Genomic DNA, 23,325 nt, shown 5'->3' with positions numbered 1-23,325 from the left:
AGATTTATTTAATTCCATTTTTTAAAGACATTTCTAATCCATCAAGGGTTGTCTTCAATTTTGAATACAATCCTTCATATCGTTTGTCTAGAAATTCCTTTAAAGTTGTTGTTCCAATAACGCAATCTAGATTTGGTAAAATTCCTCTTACATTCTCATCGTTAGAATATTTTGAGTAATCCATATCAAGAATTAATTTGTTGTCATATTGCGTTATGAGCAGCATGTTTAACGGAGAATTAAACGGATTATCTGCTTTTGTTCGAAGTTCTTTAGTGGTTTGGCTAATTTTTTTCTTCGGATCTGAACCCAACGGATTTATGTGATGTATTTCCAATTTTCCTTCATAGAAAACATTTATATCATCATTGTCGGATTTATTATTCTTTTTATCTACAAAGAAACTTTTATATCCAAATCCCCTACTTAAATAATATTGGCAAATATAATCAGTCATGCTCTTTGACGGATATTTTTCCGTTTCTGCAGCTCGACACATCGTAAGAGTTTCCTTATCCGAGTAGAATTTCTTATTCAATACATCACTTCTAAATTCTTTCAGATAGGCAAATTCACTTACAGGCGATGAGGATGCAATGTAAGACTCAAATTTTTCAATAGAACTAAGAATGTCTATTTTTTGATTTGATGGATACATCCACGCAAAAATGCTTATCCAATACCAGTACTCAAACAAATCGTGCATCTTCTTGTTTTTAAAGAGAGATTCATCCGCGAAAAAATATGCAATAACAGTAAGCTGCGCCTTATAATTAATGGCATCAAATTCCCGAATACCACTTCTCGTCTGAAAAAAGAATAATGCTCTGGCTATAGCAATACATGTAGATTTATAATTCTTCATGACATCTTCAGCCGAAATTTTCAGAATTTCCGTTTCTTTTGTCACTAACGGCGTGAAGTACTTGTCCGTTTTCTCTCCTTTTATAGCTTTTGCCGAGAATTTTTTTCCTTTGTTCTTGTGCGTTAAAAGAGCCAAAACATCCAAGAAGACGCTTGTAAACATTTTCTTCATTTCCCCCTTTGATGTTATTACATTTGCAATATCAAAAGGATTGTATGACACCTGATTCTGAATAAGCGTTTGCATTTCAGACGAAAGCACTTTCTTATCAAATTCAAAATTCGTATTTAGAGAATCAAGAAGTTGTTCGTAAAAATTTTTATCATCTTTCGTTCCGACTGTTGCAATAATCAAATCAAGAATGCTTAATTTTACTCCACCTTGGTTTAAATTGCTATAGATATCAATAGCTCGAGCCTTGTCGGAATTCTCCACCTTAATTTCTTCAAGTCCAATTTCACTCAAGCATTCTGTGAAATAAGCGGACAATGCATTTGTCCACATATTTTTAGCAATATCCTTCTTTTTTCCTTTATGGTGATTTGCAATTTGGTCCATTATACTTGCACGGAATTCTGCAATTAAGCCCTCATGTCCATTAATAAATTGGAGCGGGAAACGGTAGAAGTTAGCTCCAGTTTCATCAGGATTAGGGGAAGTACAATATTTATAAATATCTTCGAAAATTTTTTTGTTTGTTATTTCAAATGCTTTCTGTTTCTTTTCTACATTCTCTGATATTTCAAACACATATTTTGAATCAATGACAGCATTGATTTCAGAACTTGAAAAGAATCTTTCTTTAAATGAAAGATTTCTCACACCAAAAATATCTTCACTATTTTCATTATCTTTTGCAGGAAATTTCACAAAATAAAGACATAACAAATCATTTGACGCAATGTCTTTTTCAGCATTAAAAAAATTTTCAAAATAATATGTTGAGAATCCCGCAAGCAAACTTGTAAATCGCTGTTGTCCATCGATTAAATAATCAACTTTTTTCTTAGTTTTTTTGAGAATTCTGCTTCGTGGTCTTGCACCAATTTGTTTGCAGTTAAACTTATCATCTTGTGATTCTAGGCTAAGAATACTGCCAACCGGTATTTTTGCAAGAATACTTGCATACAATCGTTTCATACGATCCTGTTCCCATACAAACCCTCGTTGGAAATCCGGCAGAACCAAATCATTAGTTTTAATTCTTTTTAGGATATCTTTGAAATTCATAATTACATTCTCCTAGATTATAAATTTTCTTTCAAAAATGACATAGTCTTTTTCAACAAAATAAAGTCTTCATCTCTCGTTAACGCGCTACAACTAAATCTCACAGTTCCCGAAGGGAACGTTCCTAACGTTTTATGGGCAAGCGGAGCACACTGTAGTCCACTTCGAATAGCAATATTCTTCTCGGCAAACACACTTGCCGCAGTATCACTTGGCAATCCGTCAATTACGCAGGAAACTATGCCCACATATTGATTACTTTCATTATCACCAACGATTTTTACAAAATGATAAGAACGAAGGATTTTCAGCAATTCTTTTCGTTTTAATTGTTCATGCTCCCATAAATAATCCATTCTCTCATCTAATATCCAACCCAAAGAAGCATGCAATCCAGCAATTCCGGCAATGTTAAGGGTCCCCATCTCATATCGTTGAGGTATGTCATTAGGCATATCCTGATTGGCGCTTTCAAAACCGGTACCCCCAAATAAAACTGGGGTCAAATCAAAATCAGGCTTCATCGCAAACCCGCTAATTCCTGTTGGCCCATAAAGCGTTTTATGTCCGGCAAATACAGCAAAATCGATTGTTTCCAAACCGACATTAATATCAACTAAGCCCGCAGTTTGCGCCATATCTATAACGGTAACGGCGTTGCATTTTTTCGCCATCGAGCAAAGCTTTTCTACTGGAGAAATAAGACCTATCACATTGCTAGCATGGCTCACCACCATCAAATCGGGAGAATCTTTGGCAAATTGCGCCAGGATTTTTTCAAAATCGTAGGTTAGATTCTCCTTGATGGAAAGGAGTCTCACATTAATTTTCCCTATTTTCTCATAATGGTGAAGAATCCTTGTCACTGCATTATGTTCAAATGGAGATATATACACATTTGCTCCTGCAGTCATTTTGCCATCAAGAACGCCCTGCAAAATCATATTCAAGGCAATCGTTGCCGACGGAGTAAATACGATTTGTTTATTCTCGCAATGCAGCAACTGTTTAAGACGTTTTCTTGTTTCAGAAACCATCTTGCCAGCGCCCATCGAAAGCTTGTGGCTTCCGCGGCCTGCATTTCCACCACATTCCCTATAGAACGTATTCATAAAATCATAAACACATTCGGGCTTAGGGAAAGTTGTTGCAGCATTGTCGAAATAAGCCATCAGTTGTTCTCTCCGCACATTTTTTGAAGGATGTCCACAACAACCTGTCTTTTTTCCGCAGCAGTCAAAGCTTGTCCCATTGTATTAAGGGCATCTTCCATTTTATTGAAGAGCAACCGCGAACGAGGCGACAGATTGACTTTATTAAACGTCTTTGTAGATTCACGGCCTTCTTCATCGGTAAAAGAAAGCCTATAGCTATTATCCTGATTTCGTTTATCAGATTTTTTATAGTTTTCTGCAGTATTTTTGCACTCTTTCAGTTTATTTTTAAAAGAATCGATTGTATTAAAATTCCAATCAACAATTCTCAATCCAGTCAAAATTTCTGCAAGATCTTCAATGAATTTTGATTCGTCCGACATATTCTGATAGAAAAGATTCAGCATCCTATCAGTTATACCATCATCAAATACATTGTCAGAAACATTCTTGTCAAGCTTTTTAGTCCATTCTTTGCATATAGAAGGCACAGAGGCTTTCTTTACTGGCTGATTGGCGAAAACATTTCTTGTTATATCTAAAAGCGACCGCTTTAGTCTAATTATTGAATCATCGATGTCTTTTTTGGCATCGGATAGCTTCGTAAGAACATTTTTCCCACATGATGTTTTTCCCGTAAACACCATTGGAATTCGTTCAAAAAGAATTTCTTCACAACTTGCATTTTGTGTAAACAAATTCAAAAAATCAACAAAGACCAGGTCGGTTCTTTTGGGATTTGCCTTTGAATAAATTTCTTTCGTGTACTTAGGTAAATCGAAATACCAACGATTCATCGCAGAAACCAATCCATCAATTTCAAGCGATTTCATCTCGTAAGGAGTGAGCCACTGACCAAACAAAATTTTCATATCACGGATGTATTTTTCCTTAGTCGCATCCCAAGATATGTATGTCAGAGTATATGAATCAGGATTTTTATTTATCTGGTTTAAGGTCTGCGCAGAAATTTCTACAGAACCATTTTCATTATGAATAGAAATAGACTTTTTATGGCAATGCAAGAAGGCGGCAATAAATATCGGTATGATTCCTTTTCTCATGCCGATTCTTCCACTAGGTGATGTCAATTTTCGATAAAGCGCATCAAAAGAAACCTTATTCTTCTCAGCAGCATTATTGACAAACCATTGCAGAGCGTCGATAATAGGTTTTACAACGGCAACATCATCCTTTTTCTGGAAATCAAAATTTAATCTTACGTCATTCTTTTCATTAATCAACAGACCAGCATTTATCAAAACACTACGCATAATGAACACATCAGGGCCCGTTCCGGTCAAACCAAGATTATATTCAAGTTCGTTTCTTAGTAGAGCAGAAATAACCTTATCTCGGGCGTTCTCCATTACTGTTGTTGGAGAGTTTTTGTTGATAGCCTCGTTCTTGATAATCGGAGCTTTTGAATAAATATTTTCACAGATTTCAGAAAGTTTTTCAGAGAGTTCCGATTTTCTACCAATACAAGCGTCCTCTCCACAATAAATATATGACGAAGCGTTTCTTTCGGCTCTAGTATAATCGGCAATAAATCCGTGTAATACCTCGCTTAAATCATCTATCACGACTTGATATTCGTCTTCTAGAGCACTGTCGCCATGAGATTTCTCGCGTAGGGCATAAACTGCGCTATATTTTTTTGCAGTACTTTCGATTTCGTTAAACTGCGTGGGAACAACAAACAAAATTTGTCTCTGTGCAGCAGAAACTTGTTCGATCAAAGTGCGAATCTTTTTTGCTGAATTTTTCCCACTTAAAACGACCGCGATAACTCGACCATCAGAATCACTATCGGCATATTTACTTTGCCAGTCCGTATCTTCTAAGAATTCTTTATCAGAAACAAATATGAAATCAAACCATCGAGTCATCTCATACTTGTCATTATATCTCGAAGGATATAAATACGCACAGGTATTAAACTCGTTTAAAATATCGCACAAGTCAAATTTACTGCGCTGCCGTTCAATTTCATCATTTATCGTCTTTTCAATATCAACACCAGAAGATTCTTTCAATTTCAAATAAGAATTACTCTGTCGCAAATAGACGACGAATTCTTTTTCTACAAGATTATCAATAGCTAAAAGAATATCTTCTTCTGAGTATTCATTTTTGAAAATGCGGAATATTTCTTCTTTAACCGGCTTGATTTTTTCAAACTGTTGCAGGATATAAAGCAAGCACAATGTTTTTATGATCTTACATTCAAGAACTTTTTTCTTCCCAATTTTATCCAGAGCGCGACTTGCCAATAAATAGACATCACGAATTTCATTATTGTAGATTTCCTTCTTGAAAAGCTGTTCAAAATAATCAAACAACAAATCAGGAGTTACTAACTTGAAGTTAGAATCGTCATACCCACTTAAGAATGCAGAAAGCGTCGAGTGCCCTTGTGCCGACAAGAACGTAAAAAGAGTTCTTTCATTTTGTGCAATCTGCTCTGAAAGTCGAGGAAGAATAAAAATACTGACCGGATGAAGCGGGTAGCAATCAAGTAGCAGTTTTTGCACCTCATCGGGCTTCATTTCATTAAACAACGGGTGCTTACCATATAGTGCAAACAGGTCATCAAATTTCCGGCTTTGACTTTTCTTAAAGCGATTCCAATCAGCGGGTTTCTTCTTAATGACCGATGATATTATCTCATATACTTGCGTAAAATTATTGTTGAGCAAGACATGCTCAAATCGTTCTGAGATACCTCGCCATCCATCTGTTTTCTGTTTCGGAAGTTGGTCAATATAATTCGCAATCTCTTTATGCGAAATAAGCATAAGGTGCATCTGCGTATCACCACTTCTTGAACACTTTTCCGCAAAATCTTGCAACATTTTTGTGTCGCTAACACTTGCCGTTGATATGTTGGCTTCAAGATACTTGCTAAACTCGTCGTACACAACATAAAGACCGGTCCATTTTGAGGTCCTTTTTAATGCCTTAGCAACACTTTCGTATAAATCAACAACATCAAAACCCACAAACGGATTGAATATACTTCCGGCAGTCAATTCGGGATAAATCTGTTCGAATTGGCGATATGCATTCACATCAAAATCCTGCAATTTTTCAATGAACGCTTTGGTTGTTCCGTTTATTTCTTTTGCAAACGCTTTAAATGTTTGAGGATAGTCTTTTTCCCATTTTTGAATCGTTTTTATTGCCGCGGCATAATTGGTTTCCGGCATAACATCCATCAGGTTATTATCGCTCAAAGTTTTCTGCAAAGAGAATATAAATGCCTGATGCAAACTTGTACTATTGCCAGAAATAACTACAGGCAACAGCTTAACCTTTCCACTATAATAATTATCCAGCAGTGCAGATAGACGGTTATTTTCTTGAAGTTTTTCGTTTAAATGATCAAATAATTCGCGATTCTTTTTCATCAACAAAGAAAGAATCGTAAGTACAATATGGCTTTTGCCTTTTCCATAAGCACCAATTAGAATCCTAGCTCGATTAGTAGCACTACTCTGAGTACTTTCAAGGATGTCTTCTAACAAGGACAACGACGATCTCGTTGGGATAAAATTTCCCAATTTTTCTGTATTATGCAAATCATATTCAATATTTACAGAATACTGGAAACCACTTGCAGTTTGAATCATTTTGCTCATAACATTAAGCCCTTTCATTTGCAATGGATTCGTAATACTTTTGAACGCAATCAATGTATTGTAGTTCTGGATGCTTAATCCTTACGACATCCAGCCCTGCCGTTCTAATAATCTTCGCTTCGCCCAGTTTTTCAAGATTTCGTAAAACTTCAAGCAATGTTATAGAATCAAGATTGAAAGCCTTCCCAATACTTTCTGAAGTCAATAGCAAGTCTTTCAGTAGAATTTCCTCTGTTCCGCAATGTTTCTTCTGAATTAGGGCTAGTGTAATCCAAGGATTAAATGACGAGGCACTCAGAATATTCTTCCTATATACACTATCTCTCTTATTCAGTACTTCAATAAGGTTCATCTCACCAAACGGACAATCGATATTGCTTTCAGCAGAAACCTTTGCGGGATTCAATTTATAACGGGGAACATATGTTCCTACAATACAATTAAAGTCATCTTCCAGTGTTCTTGTGGTTCCAGATTCTTTTTCATCTTCACCAACATTCATCGAAATGTAACTTCGAATAAAATTCAGAAAATCTTCTTGTGTAAACTCACTCATCAAGAATTCATTGAAAAATACATACCAACTGGTGGCAAGTTCTTTATTTGTCGCTAGTTCATAGTGAAGCAACAAAAGCGTTCCCAATTCCTCAATATAGCGGTCATTTTCTCGAATTAAATTTCCCAAATCTGTAAATTTCTGAACTCTCTTTGTTGCGGCGTTTTCATACGTGATGCCAACGGCCTGCATCCAGTAACGAAGGGACTTAACCATATTACTGCCAATTCCAAGCACATCCATCGGATTGTTTTCTTTATCTATAAAAACTCGACCTTCGGTCTGCTCAACATATTTGATTCCCTTAGAAAGCCAACCTTTACGGATAAAAAACGTCTCATGAGCTCTAAATTTCATCTAACGAACCTCTTTCGTTTTCAAATACTTTCCCATCAAACATCCCATTGCTAAAACAGATTGGTTTACACACATTTTGCAATGAACGCATTTATTTTCATCAATGTGATATCCATCAGCAGTTATGCTAATTGCACCAGCCTTACACACGCTTTCGCACTTCAAACATTTTCTGCAACCATTAAACTTCCGAATCTGATAAGCAATTTTTCTTTGCAAATCGTCATGATCCGCAACATTCATTGTTCTTATCTTTACAGCATGTTCAAAGCCATCAACGGTAAATGGTTGGAGAGAAATGATTGGAACATTTGTACGGACATCAAGTACAAGAACTTCATGAAGAAGTTTTCTACCTAATTCACGATTAATCTTTCCAAACGGCACAAACATATTCACGAGTTCGTCATCAAACGGACGTACTAATCTGTAATTTTTCGCATGGTCTTCAGCGGTGCAATTCGTGAACTTAATTTTGACATCGTCTGCAGCGGCCAAACCGTTTCCACCTTGGCGTGCTTTCCATGCTCCCGAATCCACATATTCTTCTGGATCGGGCTTTCCGATTTTTTTAGCAAAATGGATTAAGAAGTCTCGCCATTTCTTAGAATTTTCAGGCATGTAGATTCTACTCAAAAATTGAGCTCGCTGATTGTTGTTCGGACAACACCAGCAACCTACGCGATCGTATCCTAAACGATACGCATCGTTAAAATCAACATTCTCCGCCAAAAGATAAAGCCATATATCGATATCTTTCCAGTCAATGATTGGAGAGGCCACTGTTTGCTTTTGAATTTTAACGGATTCCTTGCCGCTTTCAACACGATTGTACTTGCTTCGGCTAGCGCTTTCTGCGCGACGAATCCCATAGAAGGTCAATATTTGCTGATTCCTATACAGCGAATTCAGCATGCGTGTAATCGGTCCTGTTTTGAACATCGAACAGCACCAACGCATAATTCGTGCCGGAGGACCAATGTCTTCGCAAACATCCATAAAATTTTGATCTTCATTGATAGAAGTTTCAAAAATTGCAAATGGATGGTCCTTCTTAAATCTCTTTGCGTATTCAACCGTTTGCGGAAATTCCAATGTCGTGTTTCCGAAAATATGAACAAGACTCGGATTGCCAAGCGCTTTCGTCACAATATCCGCTGTAACAGTAGAATCCTTACCACCAGAGAACGACAAAACAATATTTTCTTCGGGAAAATTGGAAGCTTCTCGCTTGATAAACGAGTGCGCTTCGTTAATCAAAGCATTTAGGCGATTTTTGTTAGCAGCAATAAATTTGCTTGTGAAGTCTTCAAAACACGCTTGAACTTTCTTAGATTTATTGTCTTTTTCGTTTTCCTTAATCAATGCGGAAAGGACATCGCAATCTTCCGTTCGGAAAGTTTTCGAAGGAATAGATTTCATCTTTCCATCGATATAATAGCGACTGTCTAAAGCCCACACAGAGCACTCCGAATACTTCAAAGGTTGATTGTGAGCTAATAGGAGTTCCAACAGCAGTCTTTCCTCTGGAAAGACCGGGCGCAAATCTGTTGATAGGAATGTTGTTGCTGAATGACAATGCGGACATACGCTTTTGCCATTAACACCATTAATCTGCTCTGGAGGCGTGATTATAGGAACACGACAGGATTGACACCAAAAAACTTGCGCAGATAGAAAACCGGAACTTTCATGCAGTTCCTCATTATCAATACGCAATGATGACTTTTTCTTCGTCAATCAAACCTCTGCCAGCACGCTCTTGTACTGACAGTTGGTAGCGCATTTTCATGAAATAGAAAAGGGGCGCAGGTCCACCCGTCTTAGTCCGAGGCTACCGCTAAGTGCCCAACAAAGAGACAGGCGAAACGACCCACGCCCCAAAATCTTCGCCAAAGGCGAATAAAAGGGCAAAGCACCATAAACCCGCATTGCTACAGGTATGATACAATGGAACACGACGCAAAACGGCATGTCCGCGTGAGCGTTGCCTTGTTCCTCTCTGTTTGAAGTTTTAGCGGTATTTCGAACTAGAGAACAAGAGCAAAACTCTATTTTCTTTAAAAATACATAATAATTTTGACAGTGGAGTGTCAAACCCGAAACTGGAGCCACTTTAGCCAAAAAATTCGCAAAAATCACCCTAAAACACTGATTTTCGCATTTTTCTTATATTGTCATATTCTGACAATTACAGTGTTTATATTTGTACCAGCGAGGTTCTATGCTGGTAACTTTCCTTATCGTGCTTGGCATATTGGCCCTTTTCGGGACTGGCGACGCAGGGGATGCCTGCGCCATCACCTTGCTGTTGAAAGTGCTGCCGTTCCTGATTTTCGTGGGGATTTTCGCGTCTTTAATGTTCTGTAGCGGGTAAAAAGAAATAAAAACTTGCCTTTTCAACCATTTTATTATATATTTGGTTTGAAATGCAAGAAACAAACGAAAAGAAACTGGAAAAATTGCTGAGCGCGAACGGAGGCTATATCACGCGGAAGCAAGTTGATAGCCACGGGATTCCCTCGTGGTTCTTGACCGATTTCGTGAAAAAGCAATGTCTTGTCAAGATAGACAAAGGGTTCTACGCCCAAGAACAATGGATTCTGGACGATTATCTTGTGTTTCAATACAAATATCCCAAATTCATCTTTTCGCACGTTTCCGCACTCTTTTTGCATGGGCTAACAGACCGCCTACCCGATTATTTCGAGGTAACCGGGCCCAAGAATTATAGGCCATTTTCTCCGAACCCTTCCGTCGCAATCCACACGGATTCTCGCGATGAAACCTACAGGCTTGGAATTTGCAAAATCAAGACCTCGCTTGGACATCTGGTGGAATGCTTCGATACGGAACGAACGCTTTGCGACATCATCAAAAACAGCCGAAAAATCGATGCCGAAATTTTCGGCAAGGCGCTCAGGCGTTACGCAAAATCAAAAGACAAGAATACCCGCAACCTGCTCCATTACGCCCAAATATTGAAAATAGAGAACAAAGTGGCGGAACTTATGACGGTGGTACTGAATGAAGATTAACTACGAAAAAAAATCTTCGTTTGCAAAAGGCATCACGTTTGAAGCAACAATTGAAGCATGCAAAGAGATTCTCGATTGCATTTTCTAACATTTCGGGGCTGGCGACGCAGGGGCCGCCTGCGCCATCACCTTACTGTTGAAAGTGCTGCCAATACTCATTTTCGTGGGGATTGTGGCGTCTTTGATGTTCTGTGGAGGATAAAAATGTTGATTTTAGCAAATTTTTACCCTACAATTACTAAAATTTTATATATTGTAGGGTAATGAGCGTTGTGAGCGGAATATTGAAAGAAGAACTCGAACGGCTGGAAAGACTTCAGGCGAAGTATTCCGCCATGCTCGAAGCTCTCCCCAAAGGGTCTCTACGGAAAAAGAAAATCGGACAGAAGATTTACTTTTACCTGGTTTCAAGAAAAGGCGACCGGGTAGTAACGGAATATCTATGCCAAGGCGACAGTCCCAAGGCCAAGTCGTTTGAGGAGCAGGACGCCAAGAGAAGGGATCTCAAATCCAAGGTCAAGGGCGTAAAAGAGGACATTGCAGAAATAGGGAGAAGTCTTGGAAAATTCGCCCGAAAATAACTTTATCGAAATTCTGACGCAACTTCAAGATGCGGGCGCACTGAGAAGACTGATTCTTGTTGGAAGCTGGTGCTTGCTTGTTTACAAACATGTCTAGGACAATGCCCCCGAAATTCCAGCGCTCCGCACGACCGATTTGGACTTTCTGGTTCGTGAACCCAATGTGAATATTCCGAAAATCAACATACCCGATATCCTGGAAAAATTGGGTTTCGAGCCGTTGAATGACATTGCGTCGGGATTGACGAAATACGAATGCGAGGATTTGGAAATTGAATTCCTTGTAGCCAAGATGAGAAATGGCGATAGCGTGATAAAGGTTCCGCACCTGACTCTTTCCGCACAAATGCTCGCCTACATGGACATCGCAAGCAAATATTCGCAACAAGTTTCTTTTGATGGGATTTCTTTGAATGTTCCCGAGATTTCAGCATTTGTCCTACACAAGATTCTCGTTCAACCGTTGAGGAACGATGAAGCCAAGAAAGAGAAAGATGCGGCTACAATCCGTTCCCTGAGCGACCTGATTATCGACAGAAATGATTTAGCACTGCGCACCAAGGAAATTTATTCGGAGTTTCCGCAGAAATGGAGAAAAAAAATTCTTTCGGAAACAAAGTCGAAATATCCGAACATCGTCAAGATACTTGAAGCGTAATTCCCATATTTTTTACCCTACAGTGTCGATTTTAGACGTTTCTGTAAGACAAGTCAATTATCACCGAAAGAACCTATGCCCTTTTGGTGACATCTTTGGTGACATTTTTGGTGACATCTTTGGTGACAAAAAAGACCGCAGCTCAGGTTAGGCTACGGTCTAATTTTTTTGCGGGTCTGGATCCTTCGACTTCGCCCTTACGGGCTCCGCTCAGGATGACGCGACCAAGGGTCGCATTACTTCACCACAACGCTTACGAGTTTACCCGGCACAGCAATGACCTTCACAACAGTCTTACCAGCAGTAAACTCCTTCACTCTTTCATTTTCAAGTGCGAGCTTTTCCAAAGCAGCCTTGTCCATGTCCTTAGCAACATTTGCCTTGGCGCGGACCTTGCCGTTCACCTGGAACACGACCTCGACGGTGTTTTCCACGGCCTTGGAGTGGTCGGCTTCTGGCCAGGCGACGTTCGTGAGCGATTCGTTGTGACCGAGGATACTCCACATTTCTTCGGCGATATGCGGGGCAAACGGGTGCAACAGCTTGACGAAGGTTTCGCACGGTTCGCGGTAGCGCTTGTCCATCTTCATCATTTCGTTGTTGAAGATCATCAGCTGGCTAATCGCGGTGTTGAAGCTCATGTTTTCGATGTCGCTCGTGACCTTGATGACGGTCTGGTGCATCACCTTCTCGATAGCTTCCGGAGCAGTTTCGTCAACGAACACCGGGGCATCATCGCTGTCGCCCACCACGGAACGCCAGGCGCGGCCGAGGAAGCGGTTCATGCCTTCGATGCCCTTGGTCTGCCACGGCTTCACGGCGTCCAGCGGGCCCATGAACATTTCGTACAAACGAAGACTGTCGGCACCGTAGTCGCGGACCACATCATCCGGGTTCACCACGTTCTTCAGGGACTTACTCATCTTCGCCACGATCTGCTTGAGCTCGATGTCGGAGCCCTTCTTGAAGAACTTGCCATTCTTTTCTTCCACTTCGTCGGTGGGGACCTTGGAGCCTGCGGCATCTTCGTAAGCGAAGGCGAGAATCATGCCCTGGTTGAAGAGCTTCTGGAACGGTTCGTCGGTAGAGACGAGGCCGAGATCAAAGAGCACCTTGTGCCAGAAGCGGCTGTAGAGCAGGTGGAGCACGGCGTGTTCGGCACCGCCCACGTAGAGGTCCACAGGCATCCAGTACTTTTCGAGTTCCTTTGCCACAAATGCATCGCCATTGCAGGCGTCGATGTAGCGCAGGTAATACCAGCAAGAGCCAGCCCACTGCGGCATGGTGTTCGTCTCGCGGATACCCTTGCGGCCGTTCTTGTCCGTGACCTGGAGCCATTCGGTGGCGTTTGCGAGCGGTGACTGTCCGCCGTCACCCGGCTTGTAGTCCTTGAGTTCCGGCAAGAGCACCGGAAGTTCGGAATCATCGACGGTAGAGATTTCGCCGTCTTCCCAGTGAATAATCGGGAACGGTTCACCCCAGTAGCGCTGGCGGCTGAAGAGCCAGTCGCGGAGCTTGTAGTTCACGGTAGCCTTACCGATCTTATTTGCTTCCAGCCATTCGATGACCTTCGCGATGCCCTGCTTCTTGTTGAGGCCGTTCAGGCAAAGCGTGTCGTTCTGGCTGTTGATGTAAGTGCCGTCGGCAGCCCAGCAGGCTTCGCCGGCGAGAACCTTCGGGCGAACGTCGACCGGGCAGCTTGCATCGGGTTCCATGATGCAGATGACGGGCAGGTTGAACTTCTTCGCGAAATCGAAGTCGCGGGTATCGTGGGCGGGCACTGCCATGATAGCGCCGGTGCCATAGCCAGTCAAAACGTAGTCAGCCACCCAAACCGGAATCTTGGTGCCGGTCAGCGGGTTCACGGCGTAGCTACCGGTAAACACGCCGGTCTTTTCCTTGGCGAGTTCGGTACGGTCGAGGTCGCTCTTCAATGCGGCGGCGTGCACGTATTCTTCCACGGCGGCCTTCTGTTCGGCAGTCGTGAGTTCCGGCACCATGGCATGTTCCGGGGCGACGACCATGTAAGTTGCACCGAACAGCGTATCGCAACGGGTCGTGTAAACGCGGAGCTTCTTTTCAGTCGGCATGCCGTTAGCATCGGCAATGGCAAAATCTACTTCGGCACCGTAGCTCTTGCCAATCCAGTTCTTCTGCATGTCCTTCACGCCCTGGGGCCAATCCAGCTTGTCCAGGCCCTTCAGCAGGCGGTCGCCATACAGCGGGATGCGCATGAGCCACTGCTTGAGGTTACGGCGTTCTACTTCCTTGGTGCCGCACTTTTCGTGAGAGCCGTCGTTCAAGACTTCTTCGTTCGCGCACACAATCTTGCAGTGCTTGCACCACCACACCTGAGCGTCGGCGTAGTAAGCGAGGCGCTTGGAATCCTTGAACTTGCGAACTTCTGCAGCACCTTGAGCAGCCACGTCGGCGGGGATGGGCAGTTCTTCGATGGGGCGGCCCTTCTGCTGGTCTTCATCGAACCAGGTGCCGTAAAGGCGCTTGAAAATCCACTGAGTCCACTTGTAGTACTTGGGGTCAGTGGTGTTCACTTCCTTTTCCCAGTCGTAGGAAAGGCCCAGGCGCTGGATCTGACGGCGGAAATTGTCGCAGTTCTTCTTGGTGGTAATGGCCGGGTGCGTACCGGTCTGAATAGCGTACTGTTCAGCAGGGAGACCGAAAGCATCCCAACCCATGGGGTGCAAGACGTTAAAGCCCTTGGAGCGCTTGTAGCGGCAAATGATATCCGTTGCGGTGTAACCTTCGGGGTGGCCCACATGGAGGCCAGCGCCACTGGGATACGGGAACATGTCCAGGCAGTAATACTTGGGCTTGGACTTATCGGTGCCCGTCTTGAAAGTCTGATGTTCTTCCCAGTAGGCTTGCCACTTGGTTTCGATCTCTTGCGGATTGTACTTTGCCATTGCTTTATACCTCAGGTTGGTTCTGCCAGACTAGAGACGAGAGACGAGAGACGAGAGACGAGAGAAGTCGTCAGCAGGTCAATCAGCAGCCGTCAACAAAGCCTCATTAAATTTTTCGGGTTAAAATTTAGAAAATTCATTTCCAAAATCATTTGACAATTTTCCCACTCGTATCGATATATAGACGTAACAAAGAAGGAAACGTCACATGAAAAATCAAGCAACCAACACCCAATTCGGCAAAGAAAAGAACCTCAGCGAAGAAGAAATCATGGAATCGCTCCGTTCGTCAACGACCTGCGCCTATATGTTTTCCGCAAGCCATAGCGACATCGATTCAAGCAACCTGATCAACATCGTCAAGACCGACGACAAGACCATCCTGCGGCACACCGTCAACATCGCGGGCATTCCGACCGACACCTCCATCCGTTTCGAAATCAACCACGGCAAGGGCGGCCCCCGCTACAATATTTTCGGGCACCACAACAAGCTGAGCTATATCCGTCGCACATCCGACGCCGAAGTCGCCCTCAAGCACTTCGCAAGCACCGTAAACGAAATCGTGGGCTACTGTTTCGAGCCTCCTGCCACACAAAGCGCCATTTGGCCCTAAAAAAACTCAACAGGCCCTAGGTGGCGCCAATGCCCCTAGAGTAGCTATTTCTTGACGCAACGGACTAGGTACCCATTCTTTTTCACCTCAAGTCTTGCCTCTCCGCTACCATTTTCTCGGAAGATGAATGCTTCGGCCGTAGTATCGGCAAGCTGCACCATGGTCCAATACCCCGTAAGTTCCATGGAGAGTTCTTCGGTATAGTCTATTCCGTTCCTGTAGAAAATCTTGATATAGCCTACCGGCATCGACGAGAAACCGCAAACATCCGTATGCAGGGTATCGTACCCCGTCATTTTCTTGCTCAACCCGCCAACAATGGATTTCTTCCCCTTTGCTGCGGCGCTATCTATCGGAGAAATCGTATGCCAAGCAGTCGTCGTATTCGAAAGAGAGAAGTCGTCATCACAATAGAGGCGCTCTCCCTCGTAACCAACGATGAGTCCGTATTTCCATTTGTAGCGATCATCGCAAGCACCATACATCGCCCACTCCGAAGTGTGCGTCCAAGTCTTTTTACCATCGCCACAGATGACATCAACGCCTGCATATTCCTTCCATGTAAAGCCAGATCCGTCACAGAAACCTAGGGCTTCGTCGGCAGCAGTTACCTCTCTCCAGCGGCTAGGCGAGCATCCATATTTTTTGCCGTTATGCGTTCCAATCTCTCCTCGTATCTTTGAGTCGCACTCCCCATACTTTTCTTCCATTTCGGTAAATCTCTGCCACAAGCCGAATTTTGCACAGAAGAAAGTTACACCATCAAGAACTTCCTTCTGCCCAAGGTTCGACGAATTGCACGAACCTAAGCCCTCCCACAATCCAGCCGAATTCCACAACCCCTTCACGCACTTGAACCCAGATTCCTCGTAACAAAGGACAAATTCACCTTCCCTTTCAGGAGTGCAGTAACCCGCCTTCGCGGCAACCCCCGACAGGCGGTTCCACTTCTTGTTTCGGCAGCCATATTTTTCACCATCGAACTCGACGACTTCGTATTCGCGCGCAGTGGTACACGAATCATGCACCGCAATCAATGTCGGGGTGCCCCACCCCTCTTTCATACAAATATATTCCTTCGATCACCCGTAATCAAATCCGCGGACAAGCCCAGGTGGGAGCAGACAAACTCTCCCTTCCCTTTGACGCAGCTTCCACCCATCTGCGGATTGAATCCGAATTCCGGATCCGTAAGCGATCCCGCAAACCGGACCATGTACTTGTAGTCATCTTCCATAGGCAAGTCATAACCCCGCGGGCAGACACCGGCAATGTATTCTTCCTTGTACAGCACGCCGTAACTTTCGCAATAAACCGAGTCCCTGTCATAGCAATCACCAAAGGACGAACGGCTTCTGTTATCCATGTTTTCGGCCATCCATACATACGGACCGAACTGGATTGTCTTGTAATCCCTTCCGGTTCTGAAATCGTTCAGCACGCCCCTAACGATTGTCGAGGCTCCCATCCCCGAAACGAATCCTTTTCCGATAGCGGCCGTATCCATACAGTCATCGACATTGAAGTCGTCAACCGAAGAACTGGACAAATCGACCTCGTCACTACCGGTCGAGCCACTGTGCCCGCCGCAAGCGCACAGGAAGAAGGAAAAACCTAATGCGCAAATTAACGATAAATTTTTTATACAAAGAAAACAATAAAATCTGGGCATCCCATGACAGGTCCGCTTGACAACTCGCTAGAACTTATTCTTCTTGCGGGCAAATTTCACGCCAAACCACAACGTATTGGCAATATCGGACTTGCTGACATCCTGGGTGTCGGACAATTCCCACTGCCCTTCGATATCCATCGACCAGGCAACACCCACGCCGACATTCCATGTCTTGCCGATGGGGAACAGTTTTCCCATTTCAAACTTCAGGAACAACGGCCCCGAAAATTCGTGGTCCACCAAAGAAGCGTAGTTATCATCGTAGTAATGCAGGCCGACGCCAGCCGAGACTTCTATATACGAATAAAACCGCTGCCGTCAAATTCAGACGACTGGACAATCCTTCCTTCGCCATCCCCGTACGTAATCACTATCCTCGTCATAGCCCTGCCATGTCATATTATAGCCGAGATCGGCACCCATGAACAGCGACACCTTGGATTCGCGTTCTACCGTGGGCGCCGGCGTATACGGGACCTGCTGGGTGGTGTATACAGGCGCTCCGCCTTACTGCGCAAAAGCGCCAGAAGTAAAAGCGAGTACCAATGCGGCACTCGCGAGATATTTTGACATTGTCATTTTTCTTTGTCTCCTATTACCCTATAGAATTCCAAAAACTGCGCGGGGGAAAGTTCCTCGGCGCGGACCGTCGTCGGATAATCCAGCAGCTCGATGGCTTCCTGGATTTTTTTCTTGTCGTAGGCGCGGCCGAAAGAATTGGCGAGCGTCTTGCGTTTCTGCGTAAACGCGGCGCGGACAAAGTCGAAGAAACCTTCGGGAGCCTGCAGCGCATCCGCCTTGGGCGTAAGCAGCATGGTGGCGCTATCGACATTCGGGCGCGGCGTAAAATGTTCGGGGCCAATCTTCCTCAAAATCTGCGTGTCGGCGTAAGCGGATACGAGTACAGACAAACTGCCGTAGTTACTGCTGCACGGAGCGGCACAGATGCGTTCGGCGACTTCCAGCTGCACCATTCCCATAAAACCCTTGGTCAGATGCAGTTTCGGCATCAGCCCCGCGATGATGGCGGTCGACACATTGTACGGGAGGTTTCCCGTCACCCACGGTTTTTCGTGCGCCTCGAGGAATGCCTGGAGGTCGAACTTGAGAAAGTCGATATTCTCGATGCGGAAATTCTCGCGGCCCTGGAATTTTTGTTCCAAAAATTCGACACACTGCTCGTCGATTTCGACAGCAGTGAGTTGCACGGCGCGGTCGAGCAAGTGTTCCGTCAACGCGCCGTGCCCAGGGCCGATCTCCAGCACGGCCTCGCCCGCCTGCGCAGGCAAATCACCCGCAATCATCTGCGCGGTAGGAATATCCAAGAAATTCTGACCAAACTTACGGCGACGTGCTCTATCCATATCGGCAAAGATAGCAAATACCGACGCTCCGCCTAACCGCGCCTGCGGCTGGAGGCGCGCCTTAACAGCCCCGTCAAAAACTGGTAAAAGCGTTCGCTGCGGGAATTATCCTGCTTGTTCTTACGCAGCGTAATCACGATGTCGCGCTTGAATTCGGCATCCGTAATCTTCAGGAGACGGATTCGGCGGTTATTGACGCGCCCCCACGAAAACTCCGGCCAGAACCCCACACCGATGCCGCTCGCGATGGCATCCTTCACGGCAAGCGCATTGTCGCTTTCGAAGGTGATGTGCGTCTTGAAACCGATACGTTCGCAATACTCGTTAAAAATGCTGCGCAGCTGCTTGGAACCGTAAAGGCCGATAAAATTAGTCTTCTGCAATTCCTTGAGGCTGATACTGTCGCGCTTTCGGTATTGGGCCGTATTCGGCACCGCCAAGTAGATATTCTCGGTGCAGACGAAACTTTCCTCTTCGGAATCTTCACCACCGTAGTGGCGGGCAGAAGCCTTGTAATTGGCGTAGGTGCGCACGCAGATATCATAGAGCGTCGTTTCTTCGTTCTGCACCAAGTTAAAACGCAAATCAGGATCATTCCGCTTGTAAAGAATCACCGCATTCGTCACGAAAGAGGACGCCGCAAGCACATTCAAGTTGACCGTCGCGGACTGTTCGTTTTCCATGGCACGGAGCTGAGCCGGAAGCGATTCAATGTCCTCGTAAAGGGGCTTGACTTTCTTATAAAAATATTCCCCGATTTCGGTCAGCTTGATGTTTCGCCCCTGCGTCTTGAACAGTTTTACCCCAAGTTCCTCTTCAAGCTTGTGGAGGGCATGCGTAAGCGCAGGCTGCACAATACAAAGGGTTTTGGCACTCTGCGTCACGTGCTCGGTGCGGGCGACTGCCAGAAAATACTTGAGATGCGTCAATTCCATACGATTTTATTACCAAGAAGAATTCATCAATTTTATTGATTAATTAAATATAAATAATCTATTAGACAATATGAATCGGTAGTTCTAAATTTGCTCGCGAAAACAAAGGAGTACTTATGAAAAAGATTTCCAAGACCATCACGACCATCGCCGCCACCCTGTGCGCCGTAGCCACCTTTACCGCCTGCGAACAGGCCAACACCTGCAACTACGACGAAGCTTCCAACACGCTTTCGTGCCCCGACAAGGTCTACAAAACCGTCAAGATCGCCAACAAGATCTGGACCGCCGAAAACATGGCCGTCTATGTTCCCGATTCCAGCTCCTGCTACGACAACAACCACGCAAACTGCGAGTCGACCGGCCGACTCTACACCTGGAACGCCGCCAATAACAACCTCTGCCCCACCGGCTGGACGCTCCCTACCCTCGAAGACTACAAGGCCGCTTTCGCCGACAAGAACGCCGATGCCCTCAAGGACGCCGCCGGATTCAATCTCCAATTCGCCGGCTTCAAGTACTACGACGGCAAATTCGCCGACAAGGATGCCAGCGCAAGTTTCTGGACCAGCGACAAGTATGACGATTCCAGGGCTTATCTCGCACGCGTCACCAACACCCGCACGACGTTCGAACACTACAACAAGAATATCTTCGCCTCTGTCCGCTGCATTAAGAAATAATTCGGAATTCAAGAATCAGAATTAGATGAAATAAAGTAATATTATTTCAAAAACATTCGGAAAGAGGAAATAATGACCTGGCTCATCGACTTATTTACAAAGCCCTCCGTCGCCCAGCAAGTTATCGCCATCGCCCTCACGGCATCCATCGGTCTCATGGTCGGCAAGATCAAGGTCAAGGGAATCAGCCTCGGGGGTGCAGGGGCACTCTTCGTGGGCATCCTGCTCGGACACCTCGGCCTCCGCGTTGAAGGCAACGTCCTCCACTTTATCCAGGAATTCGGCCTCATCCTCTTCGTTTACACCATCGGCATGCAGGTGGGCCCCGGCTTCATGGACTCCATACGCCGCCACGGCCTGGTCCTGAACGTCCTTTCGACCGGCATCGTTCTCCTCGGAGTCATCACGACGCTCTGCCTGTATTTCTTTACTGATATGCATAACAACGTACCCGTGCTCATCGGAATGCTCTGTGGCGCCGTCACGAACACGCCCTCCCTCGGAGCCGCTAACTCAGCCTTTGCCGCGGCCGGGGTGGACACATCCCTTACGGGTATCGGGTACGCTGTTGCATATCCGTTCGGTGTCATCGGCATCATTCTGGTAATGATCCTGATGCGCGTCATCTTTAGGCAGAATCCGGCCAAGGCTGCCGAAAACTACGCCAAGGACATCGCGGCGAACGCCAAGGAAATCGAATCCTGCAGCCTTACGGTTGACAATCCCAACCTGTTCGGAGTGACGCTCAAGGATATCCCCGACCTGATTTCAAGCGGAGTCGTGGTCACGCGCCTCCTGCGCAACGGGAACATCACTACCCCGAACGGAAATACCGTCATCGTGGAAGGCGACAAGCTGCATATCGTGGGCATGCCCGAAGCGGTCGCCGCCATGGAAAAGATTATCGGACACCGCCTCGAAAAGCCAATCACACATGTAACAAGCAACGCCGACAAGCCGATAGTCGTCAAGACGATCCTCGTCACCAACAAGAAAATTCTCGGCCGCACCATTGAATCGCTTGCACTCGCGGAACGCTACGGAGTCAACATCAGCCGCGTGGTCCGCAGCGGATTCAAGTTCACGGGGCGCCTCGACCTGCGCATCAAGTTCGCAGACAAATTAAGAGTCGTCGGCACCGCCGAAGGCATCGAAGCCGCCGAAAAGGAACTAGGCAACTCGCTCACCGCGCTCGACCACCCCGAAATATTGCCCGCGTTCCTGGGGATCTTCCTCGGAGTCATCGTCGGAAGCATCCCGCTCGCCCTCCCCGGAATGCCGACACCGCTGAAGCTCGGTCTCGCCGGAGGCCCGCTGATCGTGGCCATCCTCCTCAGCCGCAAACGCAAGATTGGCCCGCTGAATTTCTTCATGGCGAACAGCGCAAACCTCATGCTCCGCGAATTCGGCCTCACGCTCTTCCTCAGCTGCGTCGGCCTGAACGCAGGCATCAAGTTCTTCGATGTGCTCCTGAACGGCGACGGACTCTACTACATGGGACTCGCCGCCATCATCACCTTCGTCCCGCTCGCCATCATGGCTACTGTCGGCCACCTGGTCTTCAAGGTCAACTTCCTTTCGCTCTGCGGCGTACTCGCGGGCGCCACCACCGACCCGCCCGCCCTCGCCTTCGCGAACAGCCAGGCCGACAGCGAAGCAGTGAACATCGGCTACGCCTCGGTCTACCCGCTCACCATGCTGCTACGAATCTTGAGCGGACAAGTGCTCGCGATTCTCTTGCTGCAAGCGATGTAGGCGAAACGAATGAAATTCAATCCAACGACGAAACTCTAAGCAGAGTACTCCCTCTAGAAACAGCAAAGGCTCCCCGCAAGGGGAGCCTTTTTAAGATTCACCTACAAATCAAAAGAACTGGGGGGGCCAACGCGGGTTCTTGGAACTCATGTCGATCTTGTAGAAGTCCTTCTCGAAGCGACCGTCATCCAAGCCGTACATCTGCATCACATGGCGTGCGATCCACTTGCCGAGCTTCATCACGGTGAGTTTCTTGCGGAGGCGGCCCTGGCAGTCGCGGTTCATGATATCCGGGAGAGTCGAGGTCGTGAGAATTTCGTCGATTGCGTGGCTGTTGAGCTTTTCACGGGCTTCGGGGCTCGTGTGGAAGTGCGTCACGCCGAAGCACACGCGGTTAGGGTTACCCTTCTTGATGTGTTCGCAGCACTGCACGATCGTCGTACCGGTGCGGACCATGTCGTCGAACACGATCACGTCCTTGCCCTCAATTTCCTCGATGCTGATGTCGGAGAGTTCCGGGTTGAAGGTCATGCTGATTTCACGTTCGCCGGTACGGACCTTGTCCATCACCACTCGCTTGCATTCGGGCAGGTCGAGCGCTTCGTAAACGGCGTTCATGAACGGGCGTGCGCCCTTGTCCGGAGAAACGATTACGAGGTTGTTGCCGTCCTTGCCAGTCTGAACAAAGTTGCTGTTCTTGATGTAGTGGGCGTAGACGTCCGTCGGAATCAGGTTATGGAAATTGTCCTTGCCGAAGATTTCAGCAAACAGGTTCTGCACCTTGATGCTGTGGTTGTGCACCGTGACCACGGCATCGACACCGGACTTTTTGAGGAGTTCGGCGTAGAGAAGGCTCGTGAAGGCCTGGCCGTCGAACTTCTTGAGGTCGATGTCCGGGCGATCCTTCTCGAGTTCACCGATGCGGTGCGGACCGCGGTCCTGGGCGCTGTAGAAAAGGTCCGGTTCAACCAGGACGACCTGTTCGGCACCGTTGTCCTTGGCGGCACGTGCCAAAATGCAGTTACGCATGGCGTAGTCGTTACGGCTTCGTTCATGGTTCGAAACCGAGCAAATCAGCACGATCTTGCCTTCCAGGCGGCGGCCGATATGTTCCATATCGTCCACATCCAGCATGTAGCGGGGGCAGAATTCGGAGTTAGCGAAGGTCTTCAGAGAGACCATGTCGGAAATATCTTCACGGAGTCCGATGTACTGCGCCATATCGATGGCGAACGGATCGTCGGTGAAGTTACCGGTCACGATAAAACGATCTGACATTTTGTTGCCTTG

At 45.8% G+C, this 23,325-nt stretch carries 19 protein-coding genes; 7 read left to right on the top strand and 12 right to left on the bottom strand.

Features of this window, described 5'->3' with window-relative positions:
* Positions 1-4: 4 nt before the first annotated feature.
* From Q0P86_RS01935 to Q0P86_RS01915, 5 genes are read right to left on the bottom strand one after another with little or no spacing between them, the layout of a single operon-like run.
* Positions 5-2,095 carry a DUF262 domain-containing protein gene (locus Q0P86_RS01935; protein WP_295037071.1) on the bottom strand — a complete coding sequence of 697 codons (2,091 nt, stop codon included), beginning with the start codon at positions 2,093-2,095 and terminating at the stop codon, positions 5-7.
* Between the two features lie 17 nt (positions 2,096-2,112).
* Positions 2,113-3,267: an aminotransferase class V-fold PLP-dependent enzyme gene (locus Q0P86_RS01930; protein ID WP_295037068.1), complete on the bottom strand. Its 1,155-nt coding sequence runs from the start codon at positions 3,265-3,267 to the stop codon at positions 2,113-2,115.
* Entirely contained in the window at positions 3,267-6,893 is a 3,627-nt protein-coding gene (locus tag Q0P86_RS01925) for a hypothetical protein (RefSeq protein WP_295037067.1), read from the bottom strand. The genes Q0P86_RS01930 and Q0P86_RS01925 overlap by 1 nt, the downstream gene beginning before the upstream one ends.
* A gap of 4 nt (positions 6,894-6,897) precedes the next feature.
* Positions 6,898-7,806, bottom strand: a complete 909-nt coding sequence (locus tag Q0P86_RS01920) for a DUF4007 family protein (RefSeq protein WP_295037064.1) — start codon at positions 7,804-7,806, stop codon at positions 6,898-6,900.
* Positions 7,807-9,546: a phosphoadenosine phosphosulfate reductase family protein gene (locus Q0P86_RS01915; RefSeq protein ID WP_295037061.1), complete on the bottom strand. Its 1,740-nt coding sequence runs from the start codon at positions 9,544-9,546 to the stop codon at positions 7,807-7,809. It abuts the gene before it with no gap.
* Between the two features lie 484 nt (positions 9,547-10,030).
* On the opposite strand from Q0P86_RS01915, the gene Q0P86_RS01910 reads away from it, so the two are divergent.
* The 4 genes from Q0P86_RS01910 to Q0P86_RS01895 all read left to right on the top strand — a co-directional run bounded on the left by Q0P86_RS01910 (position 10,031) and on the right by Q0P86_RS01895 (position 12,083).
* Positions 10,031-10,183, top strand: a complete 153-nt coding sequence (locus Q0P86_RS01910; RefSeq protein WP_295037059.1) for a hypothetical protein — start codon at positions 10,031-10,033, stop codon at positions 10,181-10,183.
* Positions 10,184-10,235: 52 nt separating this feature from the next.
* Positions 10,236-10,844, top strand: a complete 609-nt coding sequence (locus tag Q0P86_RS01905) for a type IV toxin-antitoxin system AbiEi family antitoxin domain-containing protein (RefSeq protein WP_295037057.1) — start codon at positions 10,236-10,238, stop codon at positions 10,842-10,844.
* Between the two features lie 263 nt (positions 10,845-11,107).
* Positions 11,108-11,425, top strand: coding sequence for a hypothetical protein (locus Q0P86_RS01900; protein WP_295037055.1), 318 nt, complete (start codon positions 11,108-11,110; stop codon positions 11,423-11,425).
* A 112-nt stretch (positions 11,426-11,537) separates the two neighbouring features.
* Positions 11,538-12,083, top strand: a complete 546-nt coding sequence (locus Q0P86_RS01895; RefSeq protein WP_295037127.1) for a GSU2403 family nucleotidyltransferase fold protein — start codon at positions 11,538-11,540, stop codon at positions 12,081-12,083.
* 236 nt (positions 12,084-12,319) lie between these two features.
* Here the strand turns inward: Q0P86_RS01895 and leuS are convergent, their stop codons facing one another.
* Positions 12,320-15,007, bottom strand: coding sequence for a leucine--tRNA ligase (gene leuS, locus Q0P86_RS01890; protein ID WP_295037053.1), 2,688 nt, complete (start codon positions 15,005-15,007; stop codon positions 12,320-12,322).
* A 208-nt stretch (positions 15,008-15,215) separates the two neighbouring features.
* Between leuS and Q0P86_RS01885 the strand changes: the two genes are divergently transcribed.
* Positions 15,216-15,623, top strand: a complete 408-nt coding sequence (locus Q0P86_RS01885) for a hypothetical protein (protein ID WP_290991097.1) — start codon at positions 15,216-15,218, stop codon at positions 15,621-15,623.
* Between the two features lie 44 nt (positions 15,624-15,667).
* Here the strand turns inward: Q0P86_RS01885 and Q0P86_RS01880 are convergent, their stop codons facing one another.
* The 5 genes from Q0P86_RS01880 to Q0P86_RS01860 all read right to left on the bottom strand — a co-directional run bounded on the left by Q0P86_RS01880 (position 15,668) and on the right by Q0P86_RS01860 (position 19,597).
* Complete coding sequence (locus tag Q0P86_RS01880) at positions 15,668-16,687, bottom strand: hypothetical protein (protein WP_295037050.1); 1,020 nt, start codon at positions 16,685-16,687, stop codon at positions 15,668-15,670.
* Positions 16,684-17,172, bottom strand: coding sequence for an FISUMP domain-containing protein (locus Q0P86_RS01875; RefSeq protein ID WP_295037048.1), 489 nt, complete (start codon positions 17,170-17,172; stop codon positions 16,684-16,686). Before Q0P86_RS01875 ends, Q0P86_RS01880 begins: the two co-directional genes overlap by 4 nt.
* A gap of 150 nt (positions 17,173-17,322) precedes the next feature.
* Positions 17,323-17,496: a hypothetical protein gene (locus Q0P86_RS01870; protein WP_295037046.1), complete on the bottom strand. Its 174-nt coding sequence runs from the start codon at positions 17,494-17,496 to the stop codon at positions 17,323-17,325.
* A gap of 377 nt (positions 17,497-17,873) precedes the next feature.
* Positions 17,874-18,662, bottom strand: a complete 789-nt coding sequence (rsmA, locus tag Q0P86_RS01865; protein ID WP_295037045.1) for a 16S rRNA (adenine(1518)-N(6)/adenine(1519)-N(6))-dimethyltransferase RsmA — start codon at positions 18,660-18,662, stop codon at positions 17,874-17,876.
* A gap of 32 nt (positions 18,663-18,694) precedes the next feature.
* Positions 18,695-19,597 (bottom strand): LysR family transcriptional regulator, encoded by a 903-nt coding sequence (locus Q0P86_RS01860; protein ID WP_290991109.1) that lies wholly within the window; start codon positions 19,595-19,597, stop codon positions 18,695-18,697.
* 116 nt (positions 19,598-19,713) lie between these two features.
* Between Q0P86_RS01860 and Q0P86_RS01855 the strand changes: the two genes are divergently transcribed.
* Together Q0P86_RS01855 and Q0P86_RS01850 are read left to right on the top strand one after the other, a co-directional pair.
* The gene (locus Q0P86_RS01855) at positions 19,714-20,280 is read left to right on the top strand and encodes an FISUMP domain-containing protein (RefSeq protein ID WP_290991112.1); all 567 of its coding nucleotides are present in this window, start codon (positions 19,714-19,716) and stop codon (positions 20,278-20,280) included.
* A gap of 72 nt (positions 20,281-20,352) precedes the next feature.
* Positions 20,353-22,035, top strand: coding sequence for a putative transporter (locus tag Q0P86_RS01850; RefSeq protein ID WP_290991114.1), 1,683 nt, complete (start codon positions 20,353-20,355; stop codon positions 22,033-22,035).
* A gap of 108 nt (positions 22,036-22,143) precedes the next feature.
* Here Q0P86_RS01850 and Q0P86_RS01845 read toward each other — a convergent pair whose 3' ends face one another.
* Positions 22,144-23,313 (bottom strand): ribose-phosphate pyrophosphokinase, encoded by a 1,170-nt coding sequence (locus Q0P86_RS01845; RefSeq protein ID WP_072979047.1) that lies wholly within the window; start codon positions 23,311-23,313, stop codon positions 22,144-22,146.
* Between the last annotated feature and the right edge of the window lie 12 nt (positions 23,314-23,325).

Source organism: uncultured Fibrobacter sp. (assembly GCF_946062555.1).
In the GTDB taxonomy this organism is placed as follows: Bacteria; Fibrobacterota; Fibrobacteria; order Fibrobacterales; family Fibrobacteraceae; genus Fibrobacter.
Note: the sequence above shows the minus strand (reverse complement) of the source record. Positions and strands in the feature narration are given on the sequence as shown.

Excerpts from the sequence above, each read along its gene's own strand:
- Q0P86_RS01935 (WP_295037071.1), bottom strand. The coding sequence starts at position 2,095 with ATGAATTTCAAAGATATCCTAAAAAGAATTAAAACTAATGATTTGGTT.
- Q0P86_RS01930 (WP_295037068.1), bottom strand. The coding sequence starts at position 3,267 with ATGGCTTATTTCGACAATGCTGCAACAACTTTCCCTAAGCCCGAATGT.
- Q0P86_RS01925 (WP_295037067.1), bottom strand. The coding sequence starts at position 6,893 with ATGAGCAAAATGATTCAAACTGCAAGTGGTTTCCAGTATTCTGTAAAT.
- Q0P86_RS01920 (WP_295037064.1), bottom strand. The coding sequence starts at position 7,806 with ATGAAATTTAGAGCTCATGAGACGTTTTTTATCCGTAAAGGTTGGCTT.
- Q0P86_RS01910 (WP_295037059.1), top strand. The coding sequence starts at position 10,031 with ATGCTGGTAACTTTCCTTATCGTGCTTGGCATATTGGCCCTTTTCGGG.
- Q0P86_RS01905 (WP_295037057.1), top strand. The coding sequence starts at position 10,236 with ATGCAAGAAACAAACGAAAAGAAACTGGAAAAATTGCTGAGCGCGAAC.
- Q0P86_RS01900 (WP_295037055.1), top strand. The coding sequence starts at position 11,108 with ATGAGCGTTGTGAGCGGAATATTGAAAGAAGAACTCGAACGGCTGGAA.
- leuS (WP_295037053.1), bottom strand. The coding sequence starts at position 15,007 with ATGGCAAAGTACAATCCGCAAGAGATCGAAACCAAGTGGCAAGCCTAC.
- Q0P86_RS01885 (WP_290991097.1), top strand. The coding sequence starts at position 15,216 with ATGAAAAATCAAGCAACCAACACCCAATTCGGCAAAGAAAAGAACCTC.
- Q0P86_RS01880 (WP_295037050.1), bottom strand. The coding sequence starts at position 16,687 with ATGAAAGAGGGGTGGGGCACCCCGACATTGATTGCGGTGCATGATTCG.
- Q0P86_RS01870 (WP_295037046.1), bottom strand. The coding sequence starts at position 17,496 with ATGGGAAAACTGTTCCCCATCGGCAAGACATGGAATGTCGGCGTGGGT.
- rsmA (WP_295037045.1), bottom strand. The coding sequence starts at position 18,662 with ATGGATAGAGCACGTCGCCGTAAGTTTGGTCAGAATTTCTTGGATATT.
- Q0P86_RS01860 (WP_290991109.1), bottom strand. The coding sequence starts at position 19,597 with ATGGAATTGACGCATCTCAAGTATTTTCTGGCAGTCGCCCGCACCGAG.
- Q0P86_RS01855 (WP_290991112.1), top strand. The coding sequence starts at position 19,714 with ATGAAAAAGATTTCCAAGACCATCACGACCATCGCCGCCACCCTGTGC.
- Q0P86_RS01850 (WP_290991114.1), top strand. The coding sequence starts at position 20,353 with ATGACCTGGCTCATCGACTTATTTACAAAGCCCTCCGTCGCCCAGCAA.
- Q0P86_RS01845 (WP_072979047.1), bottom strand. The coding sequence starts at position 23,313 with ATGTCAGATCGTTTTATCGTGACCGGTAACTTCACCGACGATCCGTTC.